The sequence below is a fragment of the Blastococcus litoris genome (assembly GCF_003075095.1).
GTDB lineage: Bacteria > Actinomycetota > Actinomycetes > Mycobacteriales > Geodermatophilaceae > Blastococcus_B > Blastococcus_B litoris.
Map to the genome: position 1 here is coordinate 162,273 of NZ_QCZF01000004.1, position 21,889 is coordinate 184,161.

18 protein-coding genes are annotated in these 21,889 nt (G+C 74.5%); 11 read left to right on the top strand and 7 right to left on the bottom strand.

The window, feature by feature from the left end; all coding sequences use genetic code 11:
- Positions 1–2 precede the first annotated feature (2 nt).
- Positions 3–1,187, top strand: coding sequence for a hypothetical protein (locus DCS98_RS10450; RefSeq protein WP_116451300.1), 1,185 nt, complete (start codon positions 3–5; stop codon positions 1,185–1,187).
- Between the two features lie 180 nt (positions 1,188–1,367).
- Entirely contained in the window at positions 1,368–3,122 is a 1,755-nt protein-coding gene (locus tag DCS98_RS10455) for a hypothetical protein (protein WP_116451301.1), read from the top strand.
- A gap of 3 nt (positions 3,123–3,125) precedes the next feature.
- On the opposite strand, the gene DCS98_RS10460 is transcribed toward DCS98_RS10455, so the two are convergent.
- A complete protein-coding gene (locus DCS98_RS10460; protein ID WP_206340187.1) occupies positions 3,126–3,731 on the bottom strand; it encodes an SACE_7040 family transcriptional regulator in 606 nt (201 codons plus the stop codon).
- Between the two features lie 90 nt (positions 3,732–3,821).
- Between DCS98_RS10460 and DCS98_RS10465 the strand changes: the two genes are divergently transcribed.
- The 7 genes from DCS98_RS10465 (at position 3,822) to pdxA (ending at position 14,874) form a co-directional block, all read left to right on the top strand.
- Positions 3,822–5,432, top strand: coding sequence for a carboxyl transferase domain-containing protein (locus DCS98_RS10465; RefSeq protein WP_116451302.1), 1,611 nt, complete (start codon positions 3,822–3,824; stop codon positions 5,430–5,432).
- Positions 5,433–5,481: 49 nt separating this feature from the next.
- Positions 5,482–7,485 carry an acetyl-CoA carboxylase biotin carboxylase subunit gene (locus tag DCS98_RS10470; RefSeq protein WP_116451303.1) on the top strand — a complete coding sequence of 668 codons (2,004 nt, stop codon included), beginning with the start codon at positions 5,482–5,484 and terminating at the stop codon, positions 7,483–7,485.
- Complete coding sequence (locus tag DCS98_RS10475; protein WP_116451304.1) at positions 7,485–8,639, top strand: acyl-CoA dehydrogenase family protein; 1,155 nt, start codon at positions 7,485–7,487, stop codon at positions 8,637–8,639. The genes DCS98_RS10470 and DCS98_RS10475 overlap by 1 nt, the downstream gene beginning before the upstream one ends.
- A 244-nt stretch (positions 8,640–8,883) precedes the next feature.
- Positions 8,884–10,803: an MSCRAMM family protein gene (locus DCS98_RS10480; protein ID WP_116451305.1), complete on the top strand. Its 1,920-nt coding sequence runs from the start codon at positions 8,884–8,886 to the stop codon at positions 10,801–10,803.
- 155 nt (positions 10,804–10,958) lie between these two features.
- A complete protein-coding gene (locus tag DCS98_RS10485) occupies positions 10,959–12,452 on the top strand; it encodes a GntP family permease (protein WP_116451306.1) in 1,494 nt (497 codons plus the stop codon).
- A gap of 27 nt (positions 12,453–12,479) precedes the next feature.
- Positions 12,480–13,805 (top strand): four-carbon acid sugar kinase family protein, encoded by a 1,326-nt coding sequence (locus tag DCS98_RS10490; protein WP_116451307.1) that lies wholly within the window; start codon positions 12,480–12,482, stop codon positions 13,803–13,805.
- Between the two features lie 31 nt (positions 13,806–13,836).
- Entirely contained in the window at positions 13,837–14,874 is a 1,038-nt protein-coding gene (gene pdxA / locus DCS98_RS10495) for a 4-hydroxythreonine-4-phosphate dehydrogenase PdxA (RefSeq protein ID WP_116451308.1), read from the top strand.
- Positions 14,875–14,923: 49 nt separating this feature from the next.
- Here the strand turns inward: pdxA and DCS98_RS10500 are convergent, their stop codons facing one another.
- The 3 genes from DCS98_RS10500 to DCS98_RS10510 form a co-directional block, all read right to left on the bottom strand.
- Positions 14,924–16,060, bottom strand: a complete 1,137-nt coding sequence (locus DCS98_RS10500) for a glycerate kinase (protein ID WP_116451309.1) — start codon at positions 16,058–16,060, stop codon at positions 14,924–14,926.
- Between the two features lie 65 nt (positions 16,061–16,125).
- Positions 16,126–16,473: a cupin domain-containing protein gene (locus DCS98_RS10505; RefSeq protein ID WP_116451310.1), complete on the bottom strand. Its 348-nt coding sequence runs from the start codon at positions 16,471–16,473 to the stop codon at positions 16,126–16,128.
- A gap of 22 nt (positions 16,474–16,495) precedes the next feature.
- Positions 16,496–17,509 carry an NADPH:quinone reductase gene (locus tag DCS98_RS10510; protein ID WP_116451311.1) on the bottom strand — a complete coding sequence of 338 codons (1,014 nt, stop codon included), beginning with the start codon at positions 17,507–17,509 and terminating at the stop codon, positions 16,496–16,498.
- 70 nt (positions 17,510–17,579) lie between these two features.
- On the opposite strand from DCS98_RS10510, the gene DCS98_RS10515 reads away from it, so the two are divergent.
- A complete protein-coding gene (locus DCS98_RS10515; RefSeq protein ID WP_241037546.1) occupies positions 17,580–17,864 on the top strand; it encodes a DUF1905 domain-containing protein in 285 nt (94 codons plus the stop codon).
- A gap of 4 nt (positions 17,865–17,868) precedes the next feature.
- Here the strand turns inward: DCS98_RS10515 and DCS98_RS10520 are convergent, their stop codons facing one another.
- Genes DCS98_RS10520 through DCS98_RS10530 form a run of 3 tightly spaced genes read right to left on the bottom strand, consistent with a single transcriptional unit; the run spans position 17,869 to position 19,798 of the window.
- On the bottom strand, positions 17,869–18,285 hold the full coding sequence (locus DCS98_RS10520; RefSeq protein ID WP_116451313.1) for a hypothetical protein: 417 nt from the start codon (positions 18,283–18,285) through the stop codon (positions 17,869–17,871).
- 24 nt (positions 18,286–18,309) lie between these two features.
- The gene (locus DCS98_RS10525; RefSeq protein WP_116451314.1) at positions 18,310–18,939 is read right to left on the bottom strand and encodes an HAD family hydrolase; all 630 of its coding nucleotides are present in this window, start codon (positions 18,937–18,939) and stop codon (positions 18,310–18,312) included.
- A 10-nt stretch (positions 18,940–18,949) separates the two neighbouring features.
- Positions 18,950–19,798 (bottom strand): IclR family transcriptional regulator domain-containing protein, encoded by an 849-nt coding sequence (locus DCS98_RS10530; RefSeq protein ID WP_116451539.1) that lies wholly within the window; start codon positions 19,796–19,798, stop codon positions 18,950–18,952.
- A gap of 87 nt (positions 19,799–19,885) precedes the next feature.
- Between DCS98_RS10530 and DCS98_RS10535 the strand changes: the two genes are divergently transcribed.
- Entirely contained in the window at positions 19,886–21,874 is a 1,989-nt protein-coding gene (locus DCS98_RS10535; RefSeq protein ID WP_116451315.1) for an acetoacetate--CoA ligase, read from the top strand.
- Positions 21,875–21,889: the final 15 nt, after the last annotated feature.

Sequence of the window (21,889 nt, forward strand, 5' to 3'; positions counted from 1 at the left end):
CCGTGCCCCCTGCTGCCGCTCCCGCCGTCCGCGAGGTCCCTCCGGCTCCGGGGACCCTCCGCAACGGGCTGGCCCACCCGGTCGCCCTCGTGCGCTGGCTCTGGCTGGCGTACATGACACCGGGTCGCCCGGGCCGGGCCACGACCGAGACCGAACTGCGCTGGATCTACACGGCGTGGCTGGGCGCCTTCCTGCTCAAGATGCTCGGCTCGTCCTGGGACGTCTCCTGGCACTTCCGGTGGCTGCGCGACGACCTCGCGCCCCCGCACCTGCTCAACTCCGCCGGCACGGCGGTCGTCATCGGCCTGGTCGTCTTCCACAGCTACAGCGGCTACGGGGTCGACCGGCGGGCGCTGCACCTCATGCAGTGGGGGATCGGGACGTTCCTGATCGCGATCCCGATCGACATCCTCAACCACCGCATCAACGGCCTGGACATCACCAGCTGGAGCCCCAGCCACGCGCTGCTCTACATCGGGACGGCGATCATGCTCGCCGGTGCCATCCGGGGCTGGTGGCTGTACGCGGCGCCGGGCCGGGTGCGCGACCTCGTGTCGCTGGGCCTGTGGCTGTTCTTCGTGGAGAACGTCCTCTTCCCCAACCAGCACCAGGAGTACGGCGTCCTCTCGCTGGCGGCCTACCTCGACGGCCGCACGACGGCCGAGCCGCAGCTGCTGGACTTCGCCGCCTCCCAGGGCCAGACGCCGACGATGTTCATGCTGCCGGTGCCCTCGTGGGTCCACCCGGCCTGGCTGGTCTGCGCCGGCCTCCTCTCGCTCGTGGTCGCCCGCAAGGTCGTCGGCCTGCGCTGGACGGCCACGATCATCGCGGCGACCTACCTCGCCTACCGCGCCGTCATGTGGCTGGGCCTGGTCGCGATGGGCTTCCCGCCCTCGGTCCTGCCCGTGGTGCTGGTCGTCGGGGCGGTCCTCGTCGACGTCGCCGTCACCCGCCGGGTGCCCGGCTGGCTGGCCGGCCTGGTCGTCACCGCGGCCGTCTACGGGGTCGCGGTGGCGCAGGAGGCGCTCGACCTCCTGCCGCCGTGGAACTGGTGGTCCGTGCTGCCGGTCGGCGTGGGCTTCGCGGTGCTCTGGACGGCGGTGGACCTGGTGGGCCGCAGCGGCTCGTTCGCCCGGTGGCGTGCTCCCCAGGAGCCCGCGGGCGAGGAGCAGCCCGCCCACGCCTGACAGCTGCGCTCCGGCGCGCGCACGCCGTGTGCCCACCGCGATGACGTAGCGTCGTGAGCAGCTGCCGGCGCCGGGTGGACCGCGTACGGGCAGTGCGCGCCGGGGGGCGCCCTGCCCGGGTCCACGGCGTCCGCGGCCACGACCGACACAGACCCCCGACCGCCCCGGAGGACACCCGACGTGCTGGCCCTGACCCCGGCGCCGCTGCAGACGGCGGGGGAGCGAGCCCTCTTCGGCGAGCTGACGCGCTGGGACACCGGCGCCTCGGTCCGCGCCGCCGTGGTCGCCGCCCTCCCGCTCATCGACGGGCCGCTCGGACGACGCATCTCCGACGCGGTCCTGCTCGTGCCCGAGGGCATCGCCGTCGTCCGGATCGCCGAGGTGCTGCGCCAGTCCGGCGTGATCAAGGCGGTCCCGGAGGGCGCGTGGACGATCGCGCCCGAGTCGGGGCCCGGTCAGGCCCTCCAGCTCGCCGGCGGCGGGTCCACCCCCCTCGACGGCCTCATGCGCGCGGGCATGGAGGTCGCGATGAAGCTGCGGCGCGCCGGCCTCGAACCCGGTCGCATCGCCCGGCTCACCGTGCTGGTCGGCGACGTGACCGGCCTCGTCCCGGCCGACGGCGATCTCGGCGAGGGCGACCTGGTGTCGCTGCTCGAGACGCGCTCGCTGCTGCTCGGCATCGCCCGCTCCAGCCGGTACTCCGGCGTCGACAACCCCCGGCTGTGGACGACGGCCGACGTGCGCGCCGCCCTGGAGGCGCTGGAGCTGCCCGGGCGCGGGCCCTCCGTCGAGGAGCTCAACGGCGAGGGCTTCCCGTACTCCCCGTACGTCCTGCGCCGGCCGGAGCTGCTCGCGCCGGCCGCGCTCGGCGCCCCGGCCACGCCCGCCCCGGCGCCCGCCACCGCCCCGGCCGGCCAGGAGCCGCCCGCTCCGCCGGTCCGCGAGCAGCCCAGCCCCGAGGCGATCGCCGCCGCCGTCGCCGCCTCGGCGGCGGCCGGGCACGCCGCGGCGGCCCAGGAGGCGGCCGCCGCGCAGCAGGCGGGCGTGCAGCAGGCCCCTGGCCCGGTCGCGCCTCCCCGGGACACGGTCGCCATCGACGAGCCGTCCGCCTCGCGGGACGACGCGGGCGGCATCGGCGGCCTGTTCGCCGGCGCCGAGCCGGAGCCGCCGGCGGTGGGCAAGGTCGTCCCGCCCCGGACCGCTGCGCCGCCCACCGCGGCGTTCCAGCAGCCTCCGCCGCCGGCGCCCCCGGCGATGCCGCCCCTGTACTGGGACCAGAACCAGCAGGCCGAGGACGCCGAGGAGCGCAGCGGGGCGCGCGGCCGCGTGCTGCTGATGACGCTGGTCGCCGTCCTCGTCGTGGCCGCGCTCGGGCTCGGCGGCTGGTTCCTGCTGCGGGACGGCGACGACGGCGGCAGCGGCGGCACCGGCGCGGCCCCGACCGCCCCGCAGACGCAGGTCACCGGGCCCGCCGTCGGCGACGTCCAGGTGGTCGGCGCCGCCGAGTACCGCGTGGAGGCGTTGCAGGTCGACGCCACCTGCGCGGGCCACGCCTACGGCGACACCGCCGACTTCTTCGCCGGGCTGGACTGCACCGGGCTGTCCCGGGCGCTGTACTCGACCCAGGTCGAGGGCGCCGCGGTGGTCGTGGCGGTGTCCCGGGTCCGGATGCCCGACACCGGTGCGGCCCGCAACCTCCAGGCGCTCACCGACCGCAACGGTAGCGGGAACGTCAGCGACCTGCTGCGGGAAGGCGTCCGGTACACCGGCAGCCCGGACGAGCTCTCCGGCGCCGAGTACGCCAGCGCGGTCTCCGGCCCGGCGGTGACGATCGTGGAGAGCGCCTGGGTCGACGAGGAGACCGCGGGGAGCTCGGCGGCGATCGACGCGGTCGCCGAGGCGGGCCTGTCGCTGGCCACCCCGCCGTTCGAGTAGCCCTCAGGCGGTGGCGGCCGCCCAGGCCATGTCGCCGAGCAGCGCGGCGGTCGCGGGGCGGCCCAGCCGTCCCGCGCTGTGCGGGGTGGAGTTGATCAGGCCGAAGACGGCGTGCGCCCTCGCCCGGCAGGCGGCTGCGTCGGCCGCGGGGTGCAACCGGGCGAGCACGGCCACCCACACCTCGACGTAGCGCCGCTGGAGCCGGCGGACCTGGGCGGCGTCGGCGTCGGCCAGGTTGCCGAGGTCGCGGTCCTGCACGGTGATCAGCGCCGGGTTGTCGAGCGCGAAGTCGACGTGGAAGGCGACGAGCGCCCGCAGCTGGGCCTCCGGGTCCCCGCCGGCGTCCTGCACCCGTTGGCTGCCGCCCTCGAGCAGGTGCTCGCTGATGCGCACGAGCATCTCGGCGAGCATCGCGTCCTTGCTGGCGAAGTGCCGGTAGATGGCCGGTCCGGTCACGCCGACCGCAGCCCCGACGTCGTCCACCCCGACGGCGCGTGACCCGCGCTCCGCGAACAGCTGGGCGGCCGCCTGGAGGATCTGCTCCCGGCGCGAGGGCCGGTCGACGTCGGCGTGCAGGGCCGCATCCCGGCCGGTGCGCGTCGAGGTCACGCCGGGGATGCTAGCCCTCGCGTGAACGATCGTTAACCACTCCGGGGTGTGAGGTGGACCGTCGGAGTGAACGACCGTTAACCTCGCTCCGTGGACGCACCCGTGCTCGGAACCGCCGCGGTGGACCCGGAGAGCGCCGGCCGCAACGCCGCGGCGCATGCCGAACTGGCCGGCGATCTGGCCGCCCAGCTGCACCGGGTCACCCTCGGTGGCGGCGACCGTGCCCGGCAGCGGCACGTCGACCGCGGCAAGCTGCTGCCCCGCGAGCGCGTCGACGCGCTCCTCGACCCGGGCAGCCCCTTCCTCGAGCTCTCGGCGCTGGCCGCGCACGGGCTGTACGACGACGAGGCGCCGGCGGCCGGGATCATCACCGGGATCGGGCGGGTCTCGGGGCGGGAGTGCGTCGTCGTCGCCAACGACGCCACCGTCAAGGGCGGCACCTACTACCCGATGACGGTGAAGAAGCACCTGCGCGCGCAGGAGGTGGCCCTCCACAACCGGCTGCCCTGCATCTACCTGGTCGACTCCGGTGGCGCGTTCCTGCCGATGCAGGACGAGGTGTTCCCCGACCGGGAGCACTTCGGCCGGATCTTCTACAACCAGGCCACGATGTCGAAGGCGGGCATCCCGCAGATCGCCGCCGTCCTCGGGTCGTGCACCGCCGGCGGCGCGTACGTACCGGCCATGAGCGACGAGGCGGTCATCGTCCGCGAGCAGGGGACGATCTTCCTGGGTGGTCCGCCGCTGGTGAAGGCGGCGACCGGCGAGGTCGTCACCGCCGAGGAGCTCGGCGGGGGAGACCTGCACAGCCGGGTCAGCGGGGTCACCGACCACCTGGCCGACGACGACGCGCACGCCCTGCAGATCGTCCGCCAGATCGTGGGCACCCTGGCCCCGCGCGAGCCGCGGCCGTGGGACGTGGCGCCCACCGAGGAGCCGCTGCACGCGCCGGAGTCGGTGGTCGAGGTCGTGCCGCCCGACCCGCGGACGCCCTACGACGTCCGGGAGGTCATCGCCCGCCTCGTCGACGGCAGCCGGTTCGCCGAGTTCAAGCCGCTGTACGGGGCGACCCTGGTGACCGGGTTCGCCCGGCTGCACGGGCACCCGGTCGGGATCGTCGCCAACAACGGCGTCCTGTTCGCCGAGTCGGCGCTCAAGGGCGCGCACTTCATCGAGCTGTGCGACCGCCGGAAGATCCCGCTGCTGTTCCTGCAGAACATCACCGGCTTCATGGTCGGCCGCGACTACGAGGCCGGCGGCATCGCCAAGCACGGCGCCAAGATGGTCACTGCCGTCGCCTGCGCGCGGGTACCGAAGCTGACCGTGGTCATCGGCGGCTCGTTCGGCGCCGGCAACTACTCCATGTGCGGCCGGGCCTACTCGCCCCGCTTCCTGTTCACCTGGCCCAACGCGCGCATCTCGGTGATGGGTGGGGAGCAGGCGGCGTCGGTGCTCGCGCAGGTGCGCCGCGACGGGGCCGAGGCCCGGGGCGAGGAGTGGCCCGCCGAGGAGGAAGAGGCGTTCAAGGCGCCCATCCGCGAGCAGTACGAGCACCAGGGCCACCCGTACTACGCGACCGCGCGGCTCTGGGACGACGGCGTGATCGCCCCCGCGCAGACCCGCACCGTGCTCGGTCTCGCCCTGTCCGCCTGCGCCAACGCGCCCCTCGAGGACGTCGGCTACGGCGTCTTCCGGATGTGACGGCAGTGACCGCGCGCTCCATCGCGACGAAGCACCCAGGGGGCTGCTGATGTTCGACACCGTGCTCGTGGCCAACCGGGGCGAGATCGCCGTCCGGGTGATCCGCACGCTGCAAGCGATGGGGATCCGCTCCGTCGCGGTGCACAGCGACGCCGACGCCGGCGCGCTGCACACCCGGCTCGCCGACGTCGCAGTCCCGATCGGCCCGGCGCCGGCCGCGCAGAGCTACCTCTCGATCGAGCGGGTGCTCGAGGCCGCGGCCCGCACCGGCGCGCAGGCGATCCACCCCGGTTACGGCTTCCTCTCGGAGAACGTCGAGTTCGCGCGCGCCGCCGAGAAGGCCGGGATCGTCTTCATCGGCCCGCCGGTGGCCGCGATCGAAGCCATGGCCGACAAGATCCGCGCCAAGCAGACGGTGATGGCCGCGGGTGTCCCGGTGGTCCCCGGGCGCAGCGACCCCGGCATGGACGACGCCGCCGTGGCCGCGGCGGCGGTGGCCGTCGGCTTCCCGGTGCTGCTCAAGCCCAGCGCCGGCGGCGGGGGCAAGGGCATGCGCGTCGTGCGCAGCGAGGACGAGCTGTTCGGCGCCATCGCCTCGGCCCGGCGGGAGGCGTCGGGCTCCTTCGGCGACGACACGCTGCTGGTCGAGCGTTATGTCGGCAACTCGCGGCACATCGAGGTGCAGGTCCTCGGCGACGCGCACGGGAACGTGATCCACCTCGGCGAGCGCGAGTGCAGCCTGCAACGCCGGCACCAGAAGGTGATCGAGGAGGCGCCGTCGCCGCTGCTGGACACCGCCTCCCGGGCGTCGATGGGGCGCGCCGCCGTCGAGGCGGCGAAGGCCGTCGGCTACACCGGTGCGGGCACCGTCGAGTTCATCGTGGACGCCGACCGGCCGCGCGAGTTCTTCTTCCTCGAGATGAACACCCGCCTGCAGGTCGAGCACCCGGTCACCGAGCTGATCACCGGCCTGGACCTCGTCGAGCAGCAGATCCGCGTGGCGGCGGGGGAGCCCCTGCCGCTGGACCAGAGCGACATCTCGCTCGACGGCCACGCCATCGAGGCGCGGCTCTACGCCGAGGACCCGGCCCGCGGCTTCCTCCCGCAGGCAGGCACGGTGCTGGGGCTGGTCGAGCCGTCGGGCCCGGGCGTGCGGGTGGACAGCTCGCTGGCGGTCGGCTCCGTCGTCGGCACCGACTACGACCCGATGCTGGCCAAGATCATCACCTGGGGGCCGACCCGCGAGACCGCCCGCGCCCGCCTGGTCGGCGCGCTGGGCCGCACCGCCGTCCTCGGGGTGACGACGAACGCGGCCTTCCTGCGGTCGCTGCTCACCGATCCCGACGTCGTCGCCGGGAAGCTCGACACCGGGCTCATCGAGCGGCGCGGCGACGACCTCACGCTGCCCGAGCCGCCCCCGCCGCACGTCTACGCGGCCGCCGCGCTGGCGCTGCTCATCGAGGACGAGCCGATCGGTCCCGTCGTCGACCGGTGGGACGTACCCGACGGCTGGCGGCTGGGCGAGCCGGCCTGGACCGTGCGCCGGCTGCAGGTCGCCGGCGGCGAGCCGGTGGAGGTGCGCCTGCGCGGCCGGTCCACCGCCGCCGAGGTCCGGGTGGGGGACGGCGACCCCGTGCCCGCGCGCGCGGTCCGGGACGGTGACCGCCTCACGGTGACCCTCGACGGGCTGACGGCGTCCTACGCCGTCGTCCACGCGGGCGGGACCGTCTGGCTGGCTGCAGACGGCCGCGTCGCAGCACTGCGCGAGCAGGAGCGGCTGGCGGCGCACGGCGAGGGCGCGGGCGCCGACGGCGCGGTGACCGCACCCATGCCCGGGACCGTGACCGTGGTGCAGGCCGCGGTCGGCGACGAGGTGGCGGCGGGGACCCCGCTGCTGGTCGTCGAGGCGATGAAGATGGAGCACGTGCTGACCGCCCCCGTCGCGGGGACGGTCACCGAGCTCGGCGTGACAGCCGGCCAGACGGTCGCGCTGGACGAGCGGGTGGCCCTGGTGACCCCAGCGGCGGCCGCGCCTGAGCAGCAGGAGAAGTGATGCTGGACTACCGGCTCAGCGACGAGACCGAGACCCTCCGGAAGACCGTCCGTGCGTTCGCGCAGGAGGTCATCGCCCCGCAGATCGGGGAGTTCTACGAGCGCGACGAGTTCCCCACGGAGATCGTGCGCCAGATGGGCGAGCTGGGGCTGTTCGGGCTGCCCTTCCCCGAGGAGTACGGCGGCGCCGGAGGCACCTACTTCGACCTGTGCGTCGCGCTGGAGGAGCTGGCCCGCGTCGACTCGTCCATGGCGATCACCGTGGAGGCCGGCGTCTCCCTCGGCGCGATGCCGATCTACCGGTTCGGCACCGAGGAGCAGAAGCAGGAGTGGCTGCCGCGGCTGTGCGCGGGGGAGTCGCTCGGTGCCTTCGGGCTGACCGAGCCCGGCGGCGGGTCGGACGCCGGCGCCACCAGGACGACGGCCCGGCTCGAGGACGGGCACTGGGTGATCAACGGCTCCAAGGCGTTCATCACCAACGCGGGCACCGACCTGACCGCCCTGGTCACCGTCACCGCGGTGACCGGCACGCGGCCGGACGGCGGCAAGGAGATCTCGGCGATCATCGTGCCGTCGGGCACCCCCGGGTTCGCCGTCGGCCGGCGCTACTCGAAGGTCGGCTGGAACGCCTCCGACACCCGCGAGCTGTCGTTCGCCGAGGTCCGGGTGCCCGAGGAGAACCTGGTGGGGGAGCGCGGCCGCGGCTACGCGCAGTTCCTGTCGATCCTCGACGAGGGGCGGATCGCGATCTCGGCGCTGTCGGTGGGACTGGCGCAGGGCTGCGTCGACGAGTCGGTGAAGTACGCGCAGCAGCGCGAGGCGTTCGGGCAGGCGATCGGGAAGAACCAGGCGATCCAGTTCATGATCGCCGACATGGAGGTCCGCGCCTCCACCGCGCGGCTGGCCTACTACCGGGCGGCGGAGAAGATGCTGCGCGGGGAGCCGTTCAAGCGCGAGGCGTCGATCGCCAAGCTGTACAGCTCCGAGGTCGCCATGGACAACGCCCGCTACGCCACCCAGGTGCACGGCGGGTACGGCTTCATGAACGAGTTCCCGGTCGGCCGCTTCTACCGCGACGCCAAGATCCTGGAGATCGGCGAGGGGACCAGCGAGGTGCAGCGGATGCTGATCGCCCGCGATCTCGGCGTCGGCTGAGCCACCGATCCGGAACGGGAACGCGCGTCTGACCAGGCCGTTCGCGCGCGGGTAGCCCACGAGTCGACACGGCGCTTGGCAACTCCGGCCGTCGCCGGCCGGTGCGGGTGTGGCCGCTGGGACCTGCGGGACCCGGACCGGCGAACGCGCTGGTCAGGCGGCGTGTCGCGGGTCGGCGGCGCCGGGGGCCGACAGGCTCCGCACGGCTCGCGGCGACGGTCGCCGCGAGACCGCCGGAGACATCGTGAAGCAGTGGTCCCGCGTGGCTCGCGGACTCGTCCCGATCGCCGCCCTGCTGGCGCTGACCGCCGGCGTCCTGCCGGCCGCGTCCGCGGCACCGGCGTCGGTCCCGAGCGTCGGCGCCGTGCGCCACCTCGACCTCGACCTCGACGTGAAGGGCGCGCTGCCGCTCGGGATGCTGCCCTCGGGTGTGGGCTTCACGTTCACGTCGGCGACGGCCTCCGGCACGTGCGTCACCGACCTGCTCAGCCACTGCGACGTGGACTGGACCGACGGCCGGGTCTCCGGCAGCGGGACCTCGCACCTCGACCTGCCGGCCGGCGTGTACACGATCACCCAGGACCCGGCCCGGGCGCTGCCCGGCGTGGCACCGAGGACCGGCCCCATCGCCACGGTCGACATCGGGGACCACTGGGTGAAGGCGGGCCGGATCAAGCTCTGGCCGAAGGTCGACCGGCTCACGGTCGAGAACCAGTCCCTGTACCGCCCCGCGGTCACCGCCCGCGTCGTCGACCAGGCGGGTAACGCCGTCCGCGGCGCGCGGTTCCACCTGGGCGGCCCCGGCCTCCCGATGGCCGGCAGCGACGTGACCAACGGCAACGGCTACCTCACGATCCGGGCGCCGTTCAACCTGCCGATCTACCGGCCCGGGGCGTGGACGCTGACCCCGGTGGGCCTGCCGGACACCTACGACGGCAGCGCGCACACGGTGGAGATCACCGATGCGGGTGTGGGCGCTTCCGCACTCGACCTCGGCACCGTGCGGCTGGCGGCGGCGCCGCCGCAGACGGGCACCGGCACGCTCCGCGTCCAGCCGGCCGGCGACGTGCCGCCGGGGCTCGACCTCTCCGGTGCCACGTTCTCGCTCGCCGGCGGTTCGACGTCAGCCACGTGCGTGACCGACGCAGCCGGGGTCTGCGCCGTCGAGGTGGTCCCTGCCGGCGGCAGCAGCACCCTCCCCGGGACGGGTGCCACACGGATCGCGCTGCCGGCCGGGACGTACTCGGTCGAGCAGACGTCCGCACCCACCGGCCTCGCCGTCGACGCGGACGTCGAAGACCTGGTCCTCTGCACGTCGGCGGTGGCCGGGCGGTGCGCCGCCACGGTGGTCGCCGACGGTCGGTCCCTCTTCCACAGGTCGGTGAGCGCCGGCGTCAGCGGAGACGGCGCGGCGGTCGAGGGGATGGAGCTGACCCTGACCGGCCCCGGCTACCGGGTGCAGGTCGCCGGGGGAGCGGCGGGTGGGGTGACCGCCCCCGCGGCCACGTGGCCGGGCTACCGGAGCGCGTCCGTGGCGACCGACGACGAGGGCGTCGCGTCGTGGGACGGCTGGTTCCTGCCCGGCACCTGGACCATCAGCGCCACCGGCGCGGAGGAGCCGCTCCTGGTCTTCCCGCTCGGGCCGCCGAGCGACGGAGCGCCGGCCGGACTGGTGATCCAGCTCCCCGCGACGCCCGTGCCGTCCACCCCGACGACGTCGGCCCCGCCCACCTCCGCGGCGCCCACGTCAGCGGCACCGACGTCCGCCGCGCCCAGCACTGCCACGGAGTCGAGCACGGCCGGGACCGCCGGGTCGGGTGCGGGCGCCGCCCCGGCCGCGGGTGCGCCCGGGACCACGGCGGCCACGGGCGGCCGTGCCGGTGGGGCGTCGCGCGCCGCCGGTGCGCCGGCTCCCTCCGCCGCGGCGTCACCGACCGCGGGTCCGTCGACCGCCGGGCGGACGACCGCGCCGTCCTCGACGCGCAGCCCGGCGGCCCAGGACGGGCCGCAGGTCTTCGTCGCGGCCGAGGAGCCGCGGCTCGAGACCGCCGGCGCCGCCGAGCCCTTCAACGGCGGCGTCGTCCTCGGCGTCGGCCTGCTGTTCGTCGCCGTCGTCGTCTCGGGCGTGATGCTGGTCCGTCGCCGCGTCGGCCGGCTGGGCTGACGTCGGTCCCCTCGTCGCGGGTCGACCCGCGACGAGGGGGCCGGTCGCCCGGAGGGCGGCGCACGCACCCGGCCGCGGTTGCCCCGCGCAGTGACCTCCCTCACGCTGGCGGGAGTTCTCCACCCGACCGCGGGGGAGGCGCAGGGAGGTTCCGGGTGGACGTACAGCTTCTCCTCGCACTCGTGCTCGGCATCGCGACGATCGTCGTCCTCGTGCTGCGCACCCGCCTCGACGCGTTCGTGGCGCTCCTGATCGCCGCCCTGGTGACCGGTTTCGTGGCGGGCGCCCCGGCCGGGGAGATCATCACCTCGATCACGACGGGTTTCGGGAACACCCTCGCCTCGATCGGCATCGTCATCGGCCTCGGTGTCGCCATCGGCAAGATCCTCGAGGTCTCGGGTGCGGCCGACGCGCTGGCGCAGAAGTTCGTCAAGGTCCTCGGCGAGGGGCGTGAGCACTGGGCCATGGCCGGGACCGGCGCGGTCGTCTCCATCCCGGTCTTCTGCGACTCCGGCTACGTGATCATGAATCCGCTGGCCCGGTCCATCGCCCGGCGGCTCCGGGGCCGCTACGTGACCCTGGCCCTGGCGCTGGGCTGCGGGATGACCCTGACCCACCACCTCGTCCCGCCGACCCCCGGGCCCCTGGGTGTCGCCGGGATCCTGGGTGCCGACCTGGGTGGCCTGATCCTCGCCGGACTCGTCTTCGCGGTCCTGCTGGTCCCGGTGGTCATCGGCTACGCCGCCTTCATCGGACCCAAGCTCGAGAGCGAGATCACCCCGCAGGTGCGGGAGGCGGTCTACCACGGCGTGCCGGCGAGCACGGGAGCCGCCCGGACGGGCACCGGCGGCGGCGCCGGCACCGGTGCCGACGACCTGGACGGCGGTGAGCCCCTGCGGGAGGAGCCACCCACCAGCGAGCTGGGGGAGCCCCCCGCCGGCGCGAAGCCGCACCGGGTCGGCTTCGGGCTGGCCGCCGTGCCGCTGTTCGTGCCCCTGCTGCTGATCGTGCTGAACACGGTCACGACGGCGATCGACCGCAACGCCCAGGGAGTGCTGTCGCCGACGGACGAGTACACCCCCTCGGGGTTCGCCGCGATCATGGCCTTCCTCGGCAACCCCGTCGTCGCGCTGGTGATCGGCATCATCCTGGCCGTCTACCTGCTGCTGCCCCGCTGGACGCCGCGCAAGCGGGTCCACGGCTGGCTCGCCGATGCCGCCGCGTCGGCCGGTCTGATCATCCTGATCACCGGTGCCGGGGGTGCCCTCGGTCAGGTGCTGCGCGACACCGGCGTCGGGGACGAGCTGGCCGAGGCGGTGTCGAGCCTGTCGCTGCCCAGCGTGCTGGTGCCCTTCCTGATCGCGTCCCTGGTACGCATCGCCCAGGGTTCGGGCACCGTCGCGATGATCACGGCGGCGTCGGTGTCCGCTCCGCTGGTCGACGGACTGGGGCTCTCCGCGCTGCTCGCGGCGCTGGCCTGCTGCGCCGGTTCGATGGTCTTCAGCTACTTCAACGACTCCTACTTCTGGGTCGTCACCCGGTTCACCGGGCTCGAGGGGACGGCGGCCCTGCGCGGCTGGTCGGGCATCACCACGGCCGTCTGGCTGGCCTCGCTGCCGTTGCTGCTGATCGCCAGCCTGTTCCTCTGATCCGGCACCGCGACGTGGAGCCGGCCGATGGCTGACGTGCTCGTCGTCGCCGACGACCTGACCGGGGCGAACGCCACGGCCGCAGGGTTCGCCGGCGCCGGGCTCCGGGCGGCGACGGCGAGCGTCGCCTCCGGGGTCGACGCCATCAGCGGGATGGTGTCCCGCTTCGACGTGGTGGTCGCCACGACGGACAGCCGGCACATCGCGCCCGCCACCGCCGCGGCGATGGTCCGTTCCGCCGTGCGGGAGGGCTGGCCCGCCCGCCTGGTCTGCAATCGGATCGACACCACGCTGCGCGGCAACATCGGGGCGACCACCGAAGCCGTGGTCGCCGAGGTGCACGCCCTCACGGGCGCGCGGGTGGTGGCGCTCTGCGCCCCGGCGCACCCAACGGCTGGGCGCCACACGATCGGTGGGACCCAGCTCCTCGACGGACGGCGGCTCGAGGAGACGGAGGTGGCCCGGGACGCGCGCAGCCCGATGCGGACCTCGGACGTCGTCGAGATCCTGCACCAGCAGACCGACCTGCCCACCCACGTGCTGCCGATCGCGGTGGTGACCGGTCGCCGGGAGGAGCTCGTGGTCGCTATCAGGTCCGCCCTCGACGCCGGCGCCGCCGTGCTCGTCGCCGACGCCACGACCGAGGAGCACCTCCAGCGGATCGCGGACGCCGCGGTGGCGGCGTCCGAGGGCACCGGCCTGGTCTGGGTGACCAGCGATCCGGGACCGGGGTCGGTGGCCATGGCACAGGCGCTGGGTCTGCACCCTGCGACGCGCGGCGAGCCGCTGCTCGTCGTGTCCGGTTCGGCGACCGAGCTCACCCGCAAGCAGCTGCAGCAGCTCGTCGCGGAGCGGGGGGCCACGGTGCACCGGGTGCCGTGCCTGCCAGACAGCGCCGTGCCCGATCCCGAGGCGGCGACGGCGGTGCTCGACGCCGCTCTCGCCGCCGCCGACGCCGACGCGATCGTCGTCTTCGCCACGGTCCTGGAGGACGCGGACGTGCGGCCCACGTCGGCGCATGACGCCGACCTCATCCCACGCGAGCTGGCCGGCGCGGTGCGGCGGGCGCTGGACGGGCATGCCGTCGGCGGGCTGTTCACCACGGGCGGCGACGTCACCGCCGCCGTCCTGTCCGAGCTGGGGTCGCACGGGCTGGAGATCTCCGGGGAGATCGTCCCCCTCGCCGTGGCGGGCACCCTCGTCGGCGGCCCGTGGGACGGTCTGCACATCGCCACCAAGGGGGGCCTGGTCGGCGACGTGACGACGACCGTGGCCTGCCTCGACCACCTCCGGCAGGCCGTGCAGCTGGAGCGCCGCCATGTTGCCGCGGCCCGGTCCCGGGCATCCACCTGACCGAGGCCCACCACCATCCAGGGAGACGGACATGACCAGGCACGTACTCGCACTGACCCTCGGTGATCCCGTGGGCATCGGCCCCGAGATCACGGCGCGGACGCTGGCCGAGCAGGCCGGCGCCGCCGACCACCACGGCGTCGCCGTCGGTGATGCGGCAGCCCTCCGACGCGGCGTCGAGGCCATGGGCCTGGACGTGGAGGTGCGCACCGTCGACGACTTCGGCGTCGAGCCCGCCGACGGGGTCATCGACATCGTCGACACCGGCGTGCTGGGGGACGACGTCCCCGAGTGGGGCAAGGTCGACGAGCGTGCCGGCCGGGCTGCGGTCGCCGCGATCGAGACCGCCACCCGCGCCGCCATGGACCGGGAGGTGGCCGGCATCGTCACCGGGCCGATCAACAAGGAGGCCATCTGGGCCGCGGGCTCGAAGCACCTGGGCCACACCGAGATGCTGGGCGAGCTGACCGGGGTCACCGAGCAGGACACCATGTTCGTCGTCCGCAATTCCGCGGCCGAGGGCCACCACCTGCGCATCTTCTTCACGACGCGCCACGTGTCCCTGCGCAAGGCCATCGACCAGCTGACCCAGGAGCGCATCCAGGACTCCATCCGCAAGGCGCACACGGCGCTGCAGGTGTTCGGTGTGCAGAGCCCCCGGCTGGCCGTCGCCGCGCTGAACCCGCACGGGGGCGAGAACGGCAACTTCGGGGACGAGGAGATCGTGCACATCGCGCCCGCCTGCGAGGCGGCGCGTGCCGAGGGCCTGGACGTCAGCGGCCCGGTCCCGGCCGACTCGGTGTTCCACCAGGGCCTGGTCGGCCGCTACGACGGAGTGCTGTCGCAGTACCACGACCAGGGCCACATCCCGGCGAAGACCTTCGACTTCGACGGCACGATCTCGGTCACCGTCGGCCTGCCCATCCTGCGGACCTCGGTCGACCACGGCACCGCGTTCGACATCGCCGGCACCGGGAAGGCGGGGCACGGGACGATGCTGTCGGCCTACCTCGCGGCGGTGGACTACGCGCCCTTCGTCGACAACATCCGCCGCACCTACGGGTCCTGAGCCAGGGGCGGGCGTCCCTGGGCGGGGCGCGCCGCCGCACCCGGAGGTCTCAGCCCGGTGGCGGCTGACCGAGGTGGTGCAGGGCGATCTGCCGTCCCACGGCCGCCAGCAGGCTGCTCGCCTCGGTCATGCAGCGCCCCGTGTCGGGTTCGAGGTCGGTCAGCGGGTAGACCGCCTCGATCCCGGCCTCCCGCAGTTGCCCGGTCCCCAGCGTCGTCCGTCCGCAGACCGCGACCACGGAGGCGCCGGCGTCCCTCGCCAGCCGCGCGACCCCGACGGGCGCCTTGCCGTGCAGGGTCTGCTCGTCCAGGGAGCCCTCGCCGACGATCACGAGGTCGGCACCCGCGACGTGCGCCCCGAAGTCGAGCAGTTCGAGCATGAGGTCGATGCCCGGTCGGAGGGCGGCACCCAGTACCGCCATCGCGGCGAAACCGACACCGCCCGCGGCGCCCGCGCCGGCCGCCTCGCGCACGTCGTGGCCGGTTGCCTCCGCGATCCGATCGGCCAGTCGCGAGAGCCCGTCGTCCAGCAGATCGACGTGTCCCTGGTCGGCACCCTTCTGGGGGCCGTACACCGCGGCCGCTCCCCGGGGCCCGGTCAACGGATTGTCGACGTCGCATGCCACCACGATCTCGGCCGCGGCGAGGCGAGGGTGCAGGAACCGGGTGTCGACCGTCGCCAGGTGGTGGAGGGCCCCGCCGCCCGGGCCGATCGCGCCGCCGTCCGCATCGAGGAGCCGGACGCCCAGGGCCTGCAGCATCCCGGCGCCGCCGTCGGTGCAGGCGCTGCCACCGATGCCCACGACGATCCGCCGGGCCCCGGCGTCCAGCGCCGCAGCGAGGACCTCGCCGGTGCCGCGACTGCTCGCCGTCAGCGGCTCTGGGCGCCCGGCCGGCAGCCGGGAGAGGCCCGACACGTCGGCCATCTCCACGACGGCGTCGGTGCCGCGCCGGCCGTAGGCGGTGCCGACCGGTTCACCCGTCGGCCCCGTGGCGGTGACCGGTACGCGCCGGAACCCGGCGGCGACCGCGGCGGCCAGCGTGCCGTCCCCGCCGTCGGCGACCGGCAGCGAGGTCACGTCGAGGTGGGGGATCTCCGCAGTGAGCCCACGGGTGACGGCCTCGGCGACCTCGGACGCGGAGAGGGAGCCCTTGAACTTGTCCGGAGCGACGAGGACCCGTGCCATGCCGCGATCGTGCCAGGACTGCTGCTGCGTGACCCGGTCGACAGGGCGACCTGACGACACGTCGATCAGTCGGCCAGGGGTGCCCGGTCCGGGACGGCGACGCTGAGCAGGACGACGCTGTCCTCGTCGGCGTGCAGGCTGTGCCGCCGGTCGGGGACGGGGCTGAACTCGTGGGGGCCGACCTCGACGGTCCGGTCACCGGCCACCACGCGGACGCGGCCCTGCAGCACCAGCAGGCTGGCCGGGCCCGGGCTCTCGTGCTCGCCCAGCTCCGCGCCGGCCAGGAGGGCGATCAGCGTCTGCCGGAGGCCGTCCACCGGGTGCGGCAGCGTGCTGGCCGCCCGGTGTGCCGACCCTCGCGCGGCGCGGTCCAGCAGTTCGGCGGAGAGCTGGTGCACGTCCACGGTGCTCATGCGCGCAGCCTAGGCACGCAGGTCACGCCGTGACATCGATGAGCACCTTGCCGACCGCGCCGTCCTGCACCGCCTGGTGCGCCTGCGCGGTCCGGTCGAGCGGGAACACGTGCAGCGGCAGCCCGGCCTCACGCCCGACGCGGACGGCGCCGTCCAGCACCGCGGCGTCGACGTCCTCGACGCCGATCTCCTTGGCCCGGGCCGGCTCGGTGTAGACGAGCACGAACTGCCACCGGGCGTTGGGACCCATCTGCAGGCGCACGGGGACGGTCACCTCCGCCCCGCCGTCGTCGGCGTACATCGCGACGGCGCCGTGCATGCCGATGACCTGTGCGTCGACGCCGGCGTTGACCGCTGCCGACACCTCCACGATGGAGTCGACGCCCTTCGGGGCCACCTTCCGCACCTCGGCGACGACGTCCTGCTGCCTGTAGTCGACGACGTGGTCGGCGCCGGCCGCCGCGGCGAGCTGCGCCTTGGCCGCGCTGCTGACGGTGGCGATGACCGTGGCGTCGGCCCAGCGCGCCAGCTGGATGGCGGCGTTGCCCACAGCGCCTGCCCCGCCCTGCACGAGCACCACCCGGCCGGTCAGCGCGCCGGGGCCGAGGCGGTCGGGCAGCGACTCGGCCACGGTGAGGCAGCGGTGAGCGGTGAGGAACGGGATGCCGAGCGAGGCCCCGAGCTCGAAGGAGGGCTCGGCGCCCAGCAGCACGGTCTGCCGGGCCGGGACGACGGTGTACTCGGCGGCCGTGCCCCAGGGGCGCTGCCAGGCGGCTTCCCAGATCCAGACCCGTTCCCCGACGAGGACGGGGTCCACGCCCTGGCCGACCGCGTCGACGGTCCCGGCGCCGTCCTGGTTCGGCACCTGTCCCTCGGGTCCGGGCGGGGTCTTGCTGCGGGACTTCCAGTCGGTCGGGTTGACGCCGGAGAAGGCGATGCGGACCCGCACCTCCCCGGGACCGGGCTCGGGGACCGGGCGGTCGGTCAGCTGGAGGACGTCGGGACCACCGGGCTGGCTGTAGGAGACGGCGCGCACGGTCTCCTTCCTACCGCCGGGCGGCGAGGAGGGCGCGATGAGTTCCGCGGCGAGGGCAGGTCCACCCCCCGTGACCACCTACCCCCAGCCGCTGGACGTCGTCTTCACCGCGCCGATCGAGAAGGACGGCGCCTTCGCCACCTTCGTCACGGTGCCCGGCTCGGCCGAGGCACTCGGCACCCGGCGGCCGGTGAAGGTGGGCGGGACGATCGACGGTCACGAGTTCGCCGCCACGCTGATGCCCTCGGGCGCCGGACCGCACTGGCTGCCGCTCCGGGCGGCGCTCTGCACCGCGACGGGCAAGTCGCGGGCCGGTGAGCAGGTGACGGTCGAGCTCCGTCAGCGGTTCAGCTGAGCGGTCAGCCGGCGGGCGCGTCGTCGTCCGTCGGCCACTCGGGCAGCGGCAGGCCGGCCAGCGCGAGCAGCTTCTCGACGGTCTCCTCCACCGACTCCTCGGCGGGCGGGGCGCCGTCCGGCGCGGCCAGCAGCCGGCGGACGTCGTCGGGGTCGACGTCCGTGCCGGTCGTCTGCTCCACCCAGCGGGCGAACCCCTCGGCCTCGGCGCGGGTGTCGACCGGCGGGGAGGCGTCCGGTTCCTCGAAGTAGATGCGCGGCTCGTAGCCGAGGAAGAACCGCCCGCCCGAGGCGTCGGCCGCGCGGTGGTCGATCGTCGCGATGCGGCTGTCGTGGACGTCGACGAGGAGGAAGGGCACCGCGGTCGGGCGTCCCGCCGTCCACCGCCCGTCGCTGTACGCGAGCCTGCCGGAGTACCCCACGGCCGGAGGCTAGCTGCCGGCCGGTCAGCGCCAGGTGAGGGTCTCGGGACGGCGGCCCAGGGTGCGCTCGACCCGGCGTGCGGCCCGCTCGCCGGCGTTGACGAGGACGGGGCGTGGCGTGCCCGAGAACAGCGGCAGGTCGGAGGCGCTGTCGCTGTAGACCGCCGCCCACGGCGGCGGGTGGCCGCGGTCGATCAGCATCGACACCTTCGACCCGCCCATCGCGCGCCGTACCGGCACGGTGGCCGCCGACCCGACGACGTCGAGGTGCCCGAGGCCGATCGCGGTCAGGAAGCCGCGGGCGAGGGTCTCCTCGCAGCCGGTCGCCACGACGACGGTGTCCCCGGCCCGCTCGTGCGACCGCAGGCACGCGATCGCCTCCGCCACCGCCGCCTCCGGCTTGACGGTCAGGACCTCCCGGTAGGCGGCGGCGATGCCGTCGACGTCACCCCGGGTCACGGCCAGCCGGGTCATCAGCCGGGCACCCAGCGGCCTGGTCTGCGGCAGCGCGGCGCCGAGGAGCAGCACCGGGGAGGCGAGCACGAGGGGCACGGCTCTCCCCGGTGCCTGCCGGAGCCGCCCGTGCAGGAACAGCGTCGAGGCGTCCCCGCCGAGCAGCACCTTGTCGAGGTCGAAGACGACGGTGGGCGCCATACGGGGGTGATTACCGGTCCGGCGAGGGGGCGGAAACGTCGGGACCGGGGGCGGGTCCGGCGGCGCGGGCCCGCTCCTCGACCGTCTCGACAGCGCGACGCAGGTCGTCGAGGTGGCGTTGCACCATGCCGGTCGTGGACATCACCTGCCGCCGCCAGGTCAGGTTGATCGTCGCGATCACCCGGTCGTCGAGCCGCACCGGCATGGCGATGGACTCACGGCCGTCGTCGACCTCGGACCGCGGGTGCGTCGGGTCGCCGCCGAAGTCGGGGGCCCGCACGCCGTACCCCCGGTCGCGCGTGCTGGCCCGCAGCCTGCGCAGGGCCTCGTCGTCGAAGGCCAGGCCCCGCCCGTCCGGCTCGCGGGCCCGCAGCCGGCGCAGGACGGCGTCGAACTCCTGCTCGCTGCAGAAGGCGAGGTAGGCGCGACCTGACGCCGACCCGAGCATGTTCACGCGGAAGCCGCGTGGCCGGGGCGGGAGGGCGTCGAAGTAGGTACGGGTGCTGTTGGTCTCCAGCGTCTCCATGTGGTCCAGCCGGGGCACGGCCAGCACCGACGGCCACTGCACCCGGCCGGCGAGCTCGTCGAGGACGGGCGAGGCGACCTCCACGAGCCACGCATCGTGGTCCGGCTCGAGCCGGCGCTGGGTGTGGCTGGGCAGGAAGGCGCCGTCGACCATGCGCTGCCACACCAGGCCCTGCTGGTGGGCCGTCCAGAGGATGCGGGTCAGGGTCGGTTTGGGGATGCCCGTCGCGACGTGCAGGTCGTGCAGGCTGGCGGCGCACACCTCCTGCAGCGTCTGCAGCACCTGCAGACCGCGCGCCAGCGACTCGATCGGCTTGACCCGGTAGTTCCGCATCCGCTCGGCCACCTGCGTCTTTTCGCACCGTGAAATGTCGTCAGGTGAGTGTTGCCGATCAGATGTGGTCTGCGCCACTGTCTGCGCATGCCGGTCCGAGCGACGTCCCAGGTCCGCGAGGGCGACCTGCTCTGGACGCCGGACCCCGAGCGCGCCGCGCGCGCCCGCCTCGTCGAGTTCACCGCCTTCGCGCAAGCACGCACCGGCCGCAGCTTCCCCGACTACGCCGCCCTCTGGTCGTGGTCGACCACCGAGCTCGAGCAGTTCTGGCAGGCGGTGTGGGACTTCTTCGAGGTGCGGTCGTCGTCCCCGCACACCGCCGTCCTCGAGAGCCGGGCGATGCCGGGCGCCCGCTGGTTCCCCGGCGCCCGCCTCAACCTCGCCGAGCACGTCCTGGCGCGGGAGACCCCGGGTGCCCCCGTGCTGCTCTTCGCGGACGAGACCTCTCCGCTGCGCGAGTTCCGGTGGGAGGAGTTCGCCCGCCAGGTCCGGGTGCTGGCGACCCACCTCCGGGAGCTGGGGGTGGCCCCCGGCGACCGGGTGGTCGCCTACCTCCCCAACGTGCCGCAGGCCATGGTCGCGATGCTGGCGACCGCCGCCGTCGGTGCGGTCTGGGCCAGCGTGTCGCCGGACTTCGGCCCGCGCGGCGCCCTCGACCGGCTCGGCCAGCTGGACCCGGTCGTGCTGCTCGCGGCGGACGGCTACCGGTACGGCGGCCGCGACTTCGACCGCCGCAGCGAGGTGGCCGAGCTCGTGGCCGGCATGCCCGGGCTCCGCGAGGTCGTCGCCGTCCCGGTCCTCGGGCTGGACCAGCCCGGCACCCCCTGGGACGACGTGGTGTCGGGGGACGACGTCGACGGGTTCGCGTTCGAGCAGGTCCCCTTCGACCACCCGCTCTGGGTGCTGTTCTCCTCGGGCACCACCGGCCTGCCCAAGGCGATCGTGCACGGGCACGGCGGGATCCTGCTGGAGCACCTGAAGCTGCACGTGCTGCACCACGACATGCGCCCCGGTGACCGCGCCTTCTTCTTCACCACCACCGGCTGGATGATGTGGAACTTCCTCCTCACCATGCCGCTGGTGGGAGCCGTGCCGGTGCTCTACGACGGCAACCCGGCGCACCCGGACGTCGACGTCCTCTGGCGGATCGCGCAGGACGGCCGCGCCCGCCTCTTCGGGGCGAGCCCCACCTTCGTCGAGCTCATGCAGAAGGCGGGCGTCGTGCCGGGGGAGCGGTTCGACCTCTCCGCCCTGGACGTCGTGATGCCGGCCGGCTCCCCGGTGGGCCCGGCGGTCACCGCGTGGTTCTACTCGGACGTGAAGGCCGACCTCTCGGTCGCGACGGGCAGCGGGGGCACCGACTGCTGCACCGGCTTCGTCGGCGGCGTCCCGACGCTGCCCGTGCACGCCGGGGAGATCCAGGCGCGCTCGCTGGGGGTGGCGGCGCAGGCGTGGGACGAGTCGGGGAACTCCGTCGTCGGCCAGGTGGGCGAGCTGGTCATCACCGAGCCGATGCCCTCGATGCCGCTGTTCTTCTGGGGGGACGACGACGGCGCCCGCTACCGGAGCAGCTACTTCGAGACCTTCCCCGGCGTGTGGCGGCACGGGGACTTCTTCGAGGTCAACGAGCGCGGCGGGTGCTTCGTGCGCGGCCGGTCCGACGCCGTGCTCAACCGGCAGGGCGTGCGGATCGGCACCGCGGAGATCTACCGCGTGGTCGAGGACGACCCCGCCGTCCTCGGCGCGCTCGTCACGAACCTCGACCTGCCCGACGGTGGGTTCTTCATGCCGCTGTTCGTCTCCCTCGCGCCGGGCGTGGTCCTGGACGACGAGGTGCAGGGGCGGCTGCGCCGGAGGCTCCGCCAGGAGTACACGCCCCGGCACGTGCCCGACCGGATCGTCGCCGTCACCGCCATCCCGCTGACCCGCAGCGGCAAGAAGATGGAGATCCCGGTCCGCCGGCTGCTGCTCGGTGCCGATCCCGCCGCCGTCGCCGACCCCGACGCCATGTCCGATCCCACCGCCCTGGACGACTTCGTCGCGTACGCCCGCACCCAGACCGACTACTCCCTCTGACCGCCCCCACCGCCG

What these genes read in the sequence shown, in the direction of transcription:
- DCS98_RS10470 (WP_116451303.1), top strand. Translation starts at nt 5,482, where the DNA reads ATGTTCGACACCGTGCTCGTGGCCAACCGGGGCGAGATCGCCGTCCGG.
- DCS98_RS10475 (WP_116451304.1), top strand. Translation starts at nt 7,485, where the DNA reads ATGCTGGACTACCGGCTCAGCGACGAGACCGAGACCCTCCGGAAGACC.
- DCS98_RS10490 (WP_116451307.1), top strand. Translation starts at nt 12,480, where the DNA reads ATGGCTGACGTGCTCGTCGTCGCCGACGACCTGACCGGGGCGAACGCC.
- pdxA (WP_116451308.1), top strand. Translation starts at nt 13,837, where the DNA reads ATGACCAGGCACGTACTCGCACTGACCCTCGGTGATCCCGTGGGCATC.
- DCS98_RS10500 (WP_116451309.1), bottom strand. Translation starts at nt 16,060, where the DNA reads ATGGCACGGGTCCTCGTCGCTCCGGACAAGTTCAAGGGCTCCCTCTCC.
- DCS98_RS10505 (WP_116451310.1), bottom strand. Translation starts at nt 16,473, where the DNA reads ATGAGCACCGTGGACGTGCACCAGCTCTCCGCCGAACTGCTGGACCGC.
- DCS98_RS10525 (WP_116451314.1), bottom strand. Translation starts at nt 18,939, where the DNA reads ATGGCGCCCACCGTCGTCTTCGACCTCGACAAGGTGCTGCTCGGCGGG.
- DCS98_RS10530 (WP_116451539.1), bottom strand. Translation starts at nt 19,798, where the DNA reads ATGCGGAACTACCGGGTCAAGCCGATCGAGTCGCTGGCGCGCGGTCTG.
- DCS98_RS10535 (WP_116451315.1), top strand. Translation starts at nt 19,886, where the DNA reads ATGCCGGTCCGAGCGACGTCCCAGGTCCGCGAGGGCGACCTGCTCTGG.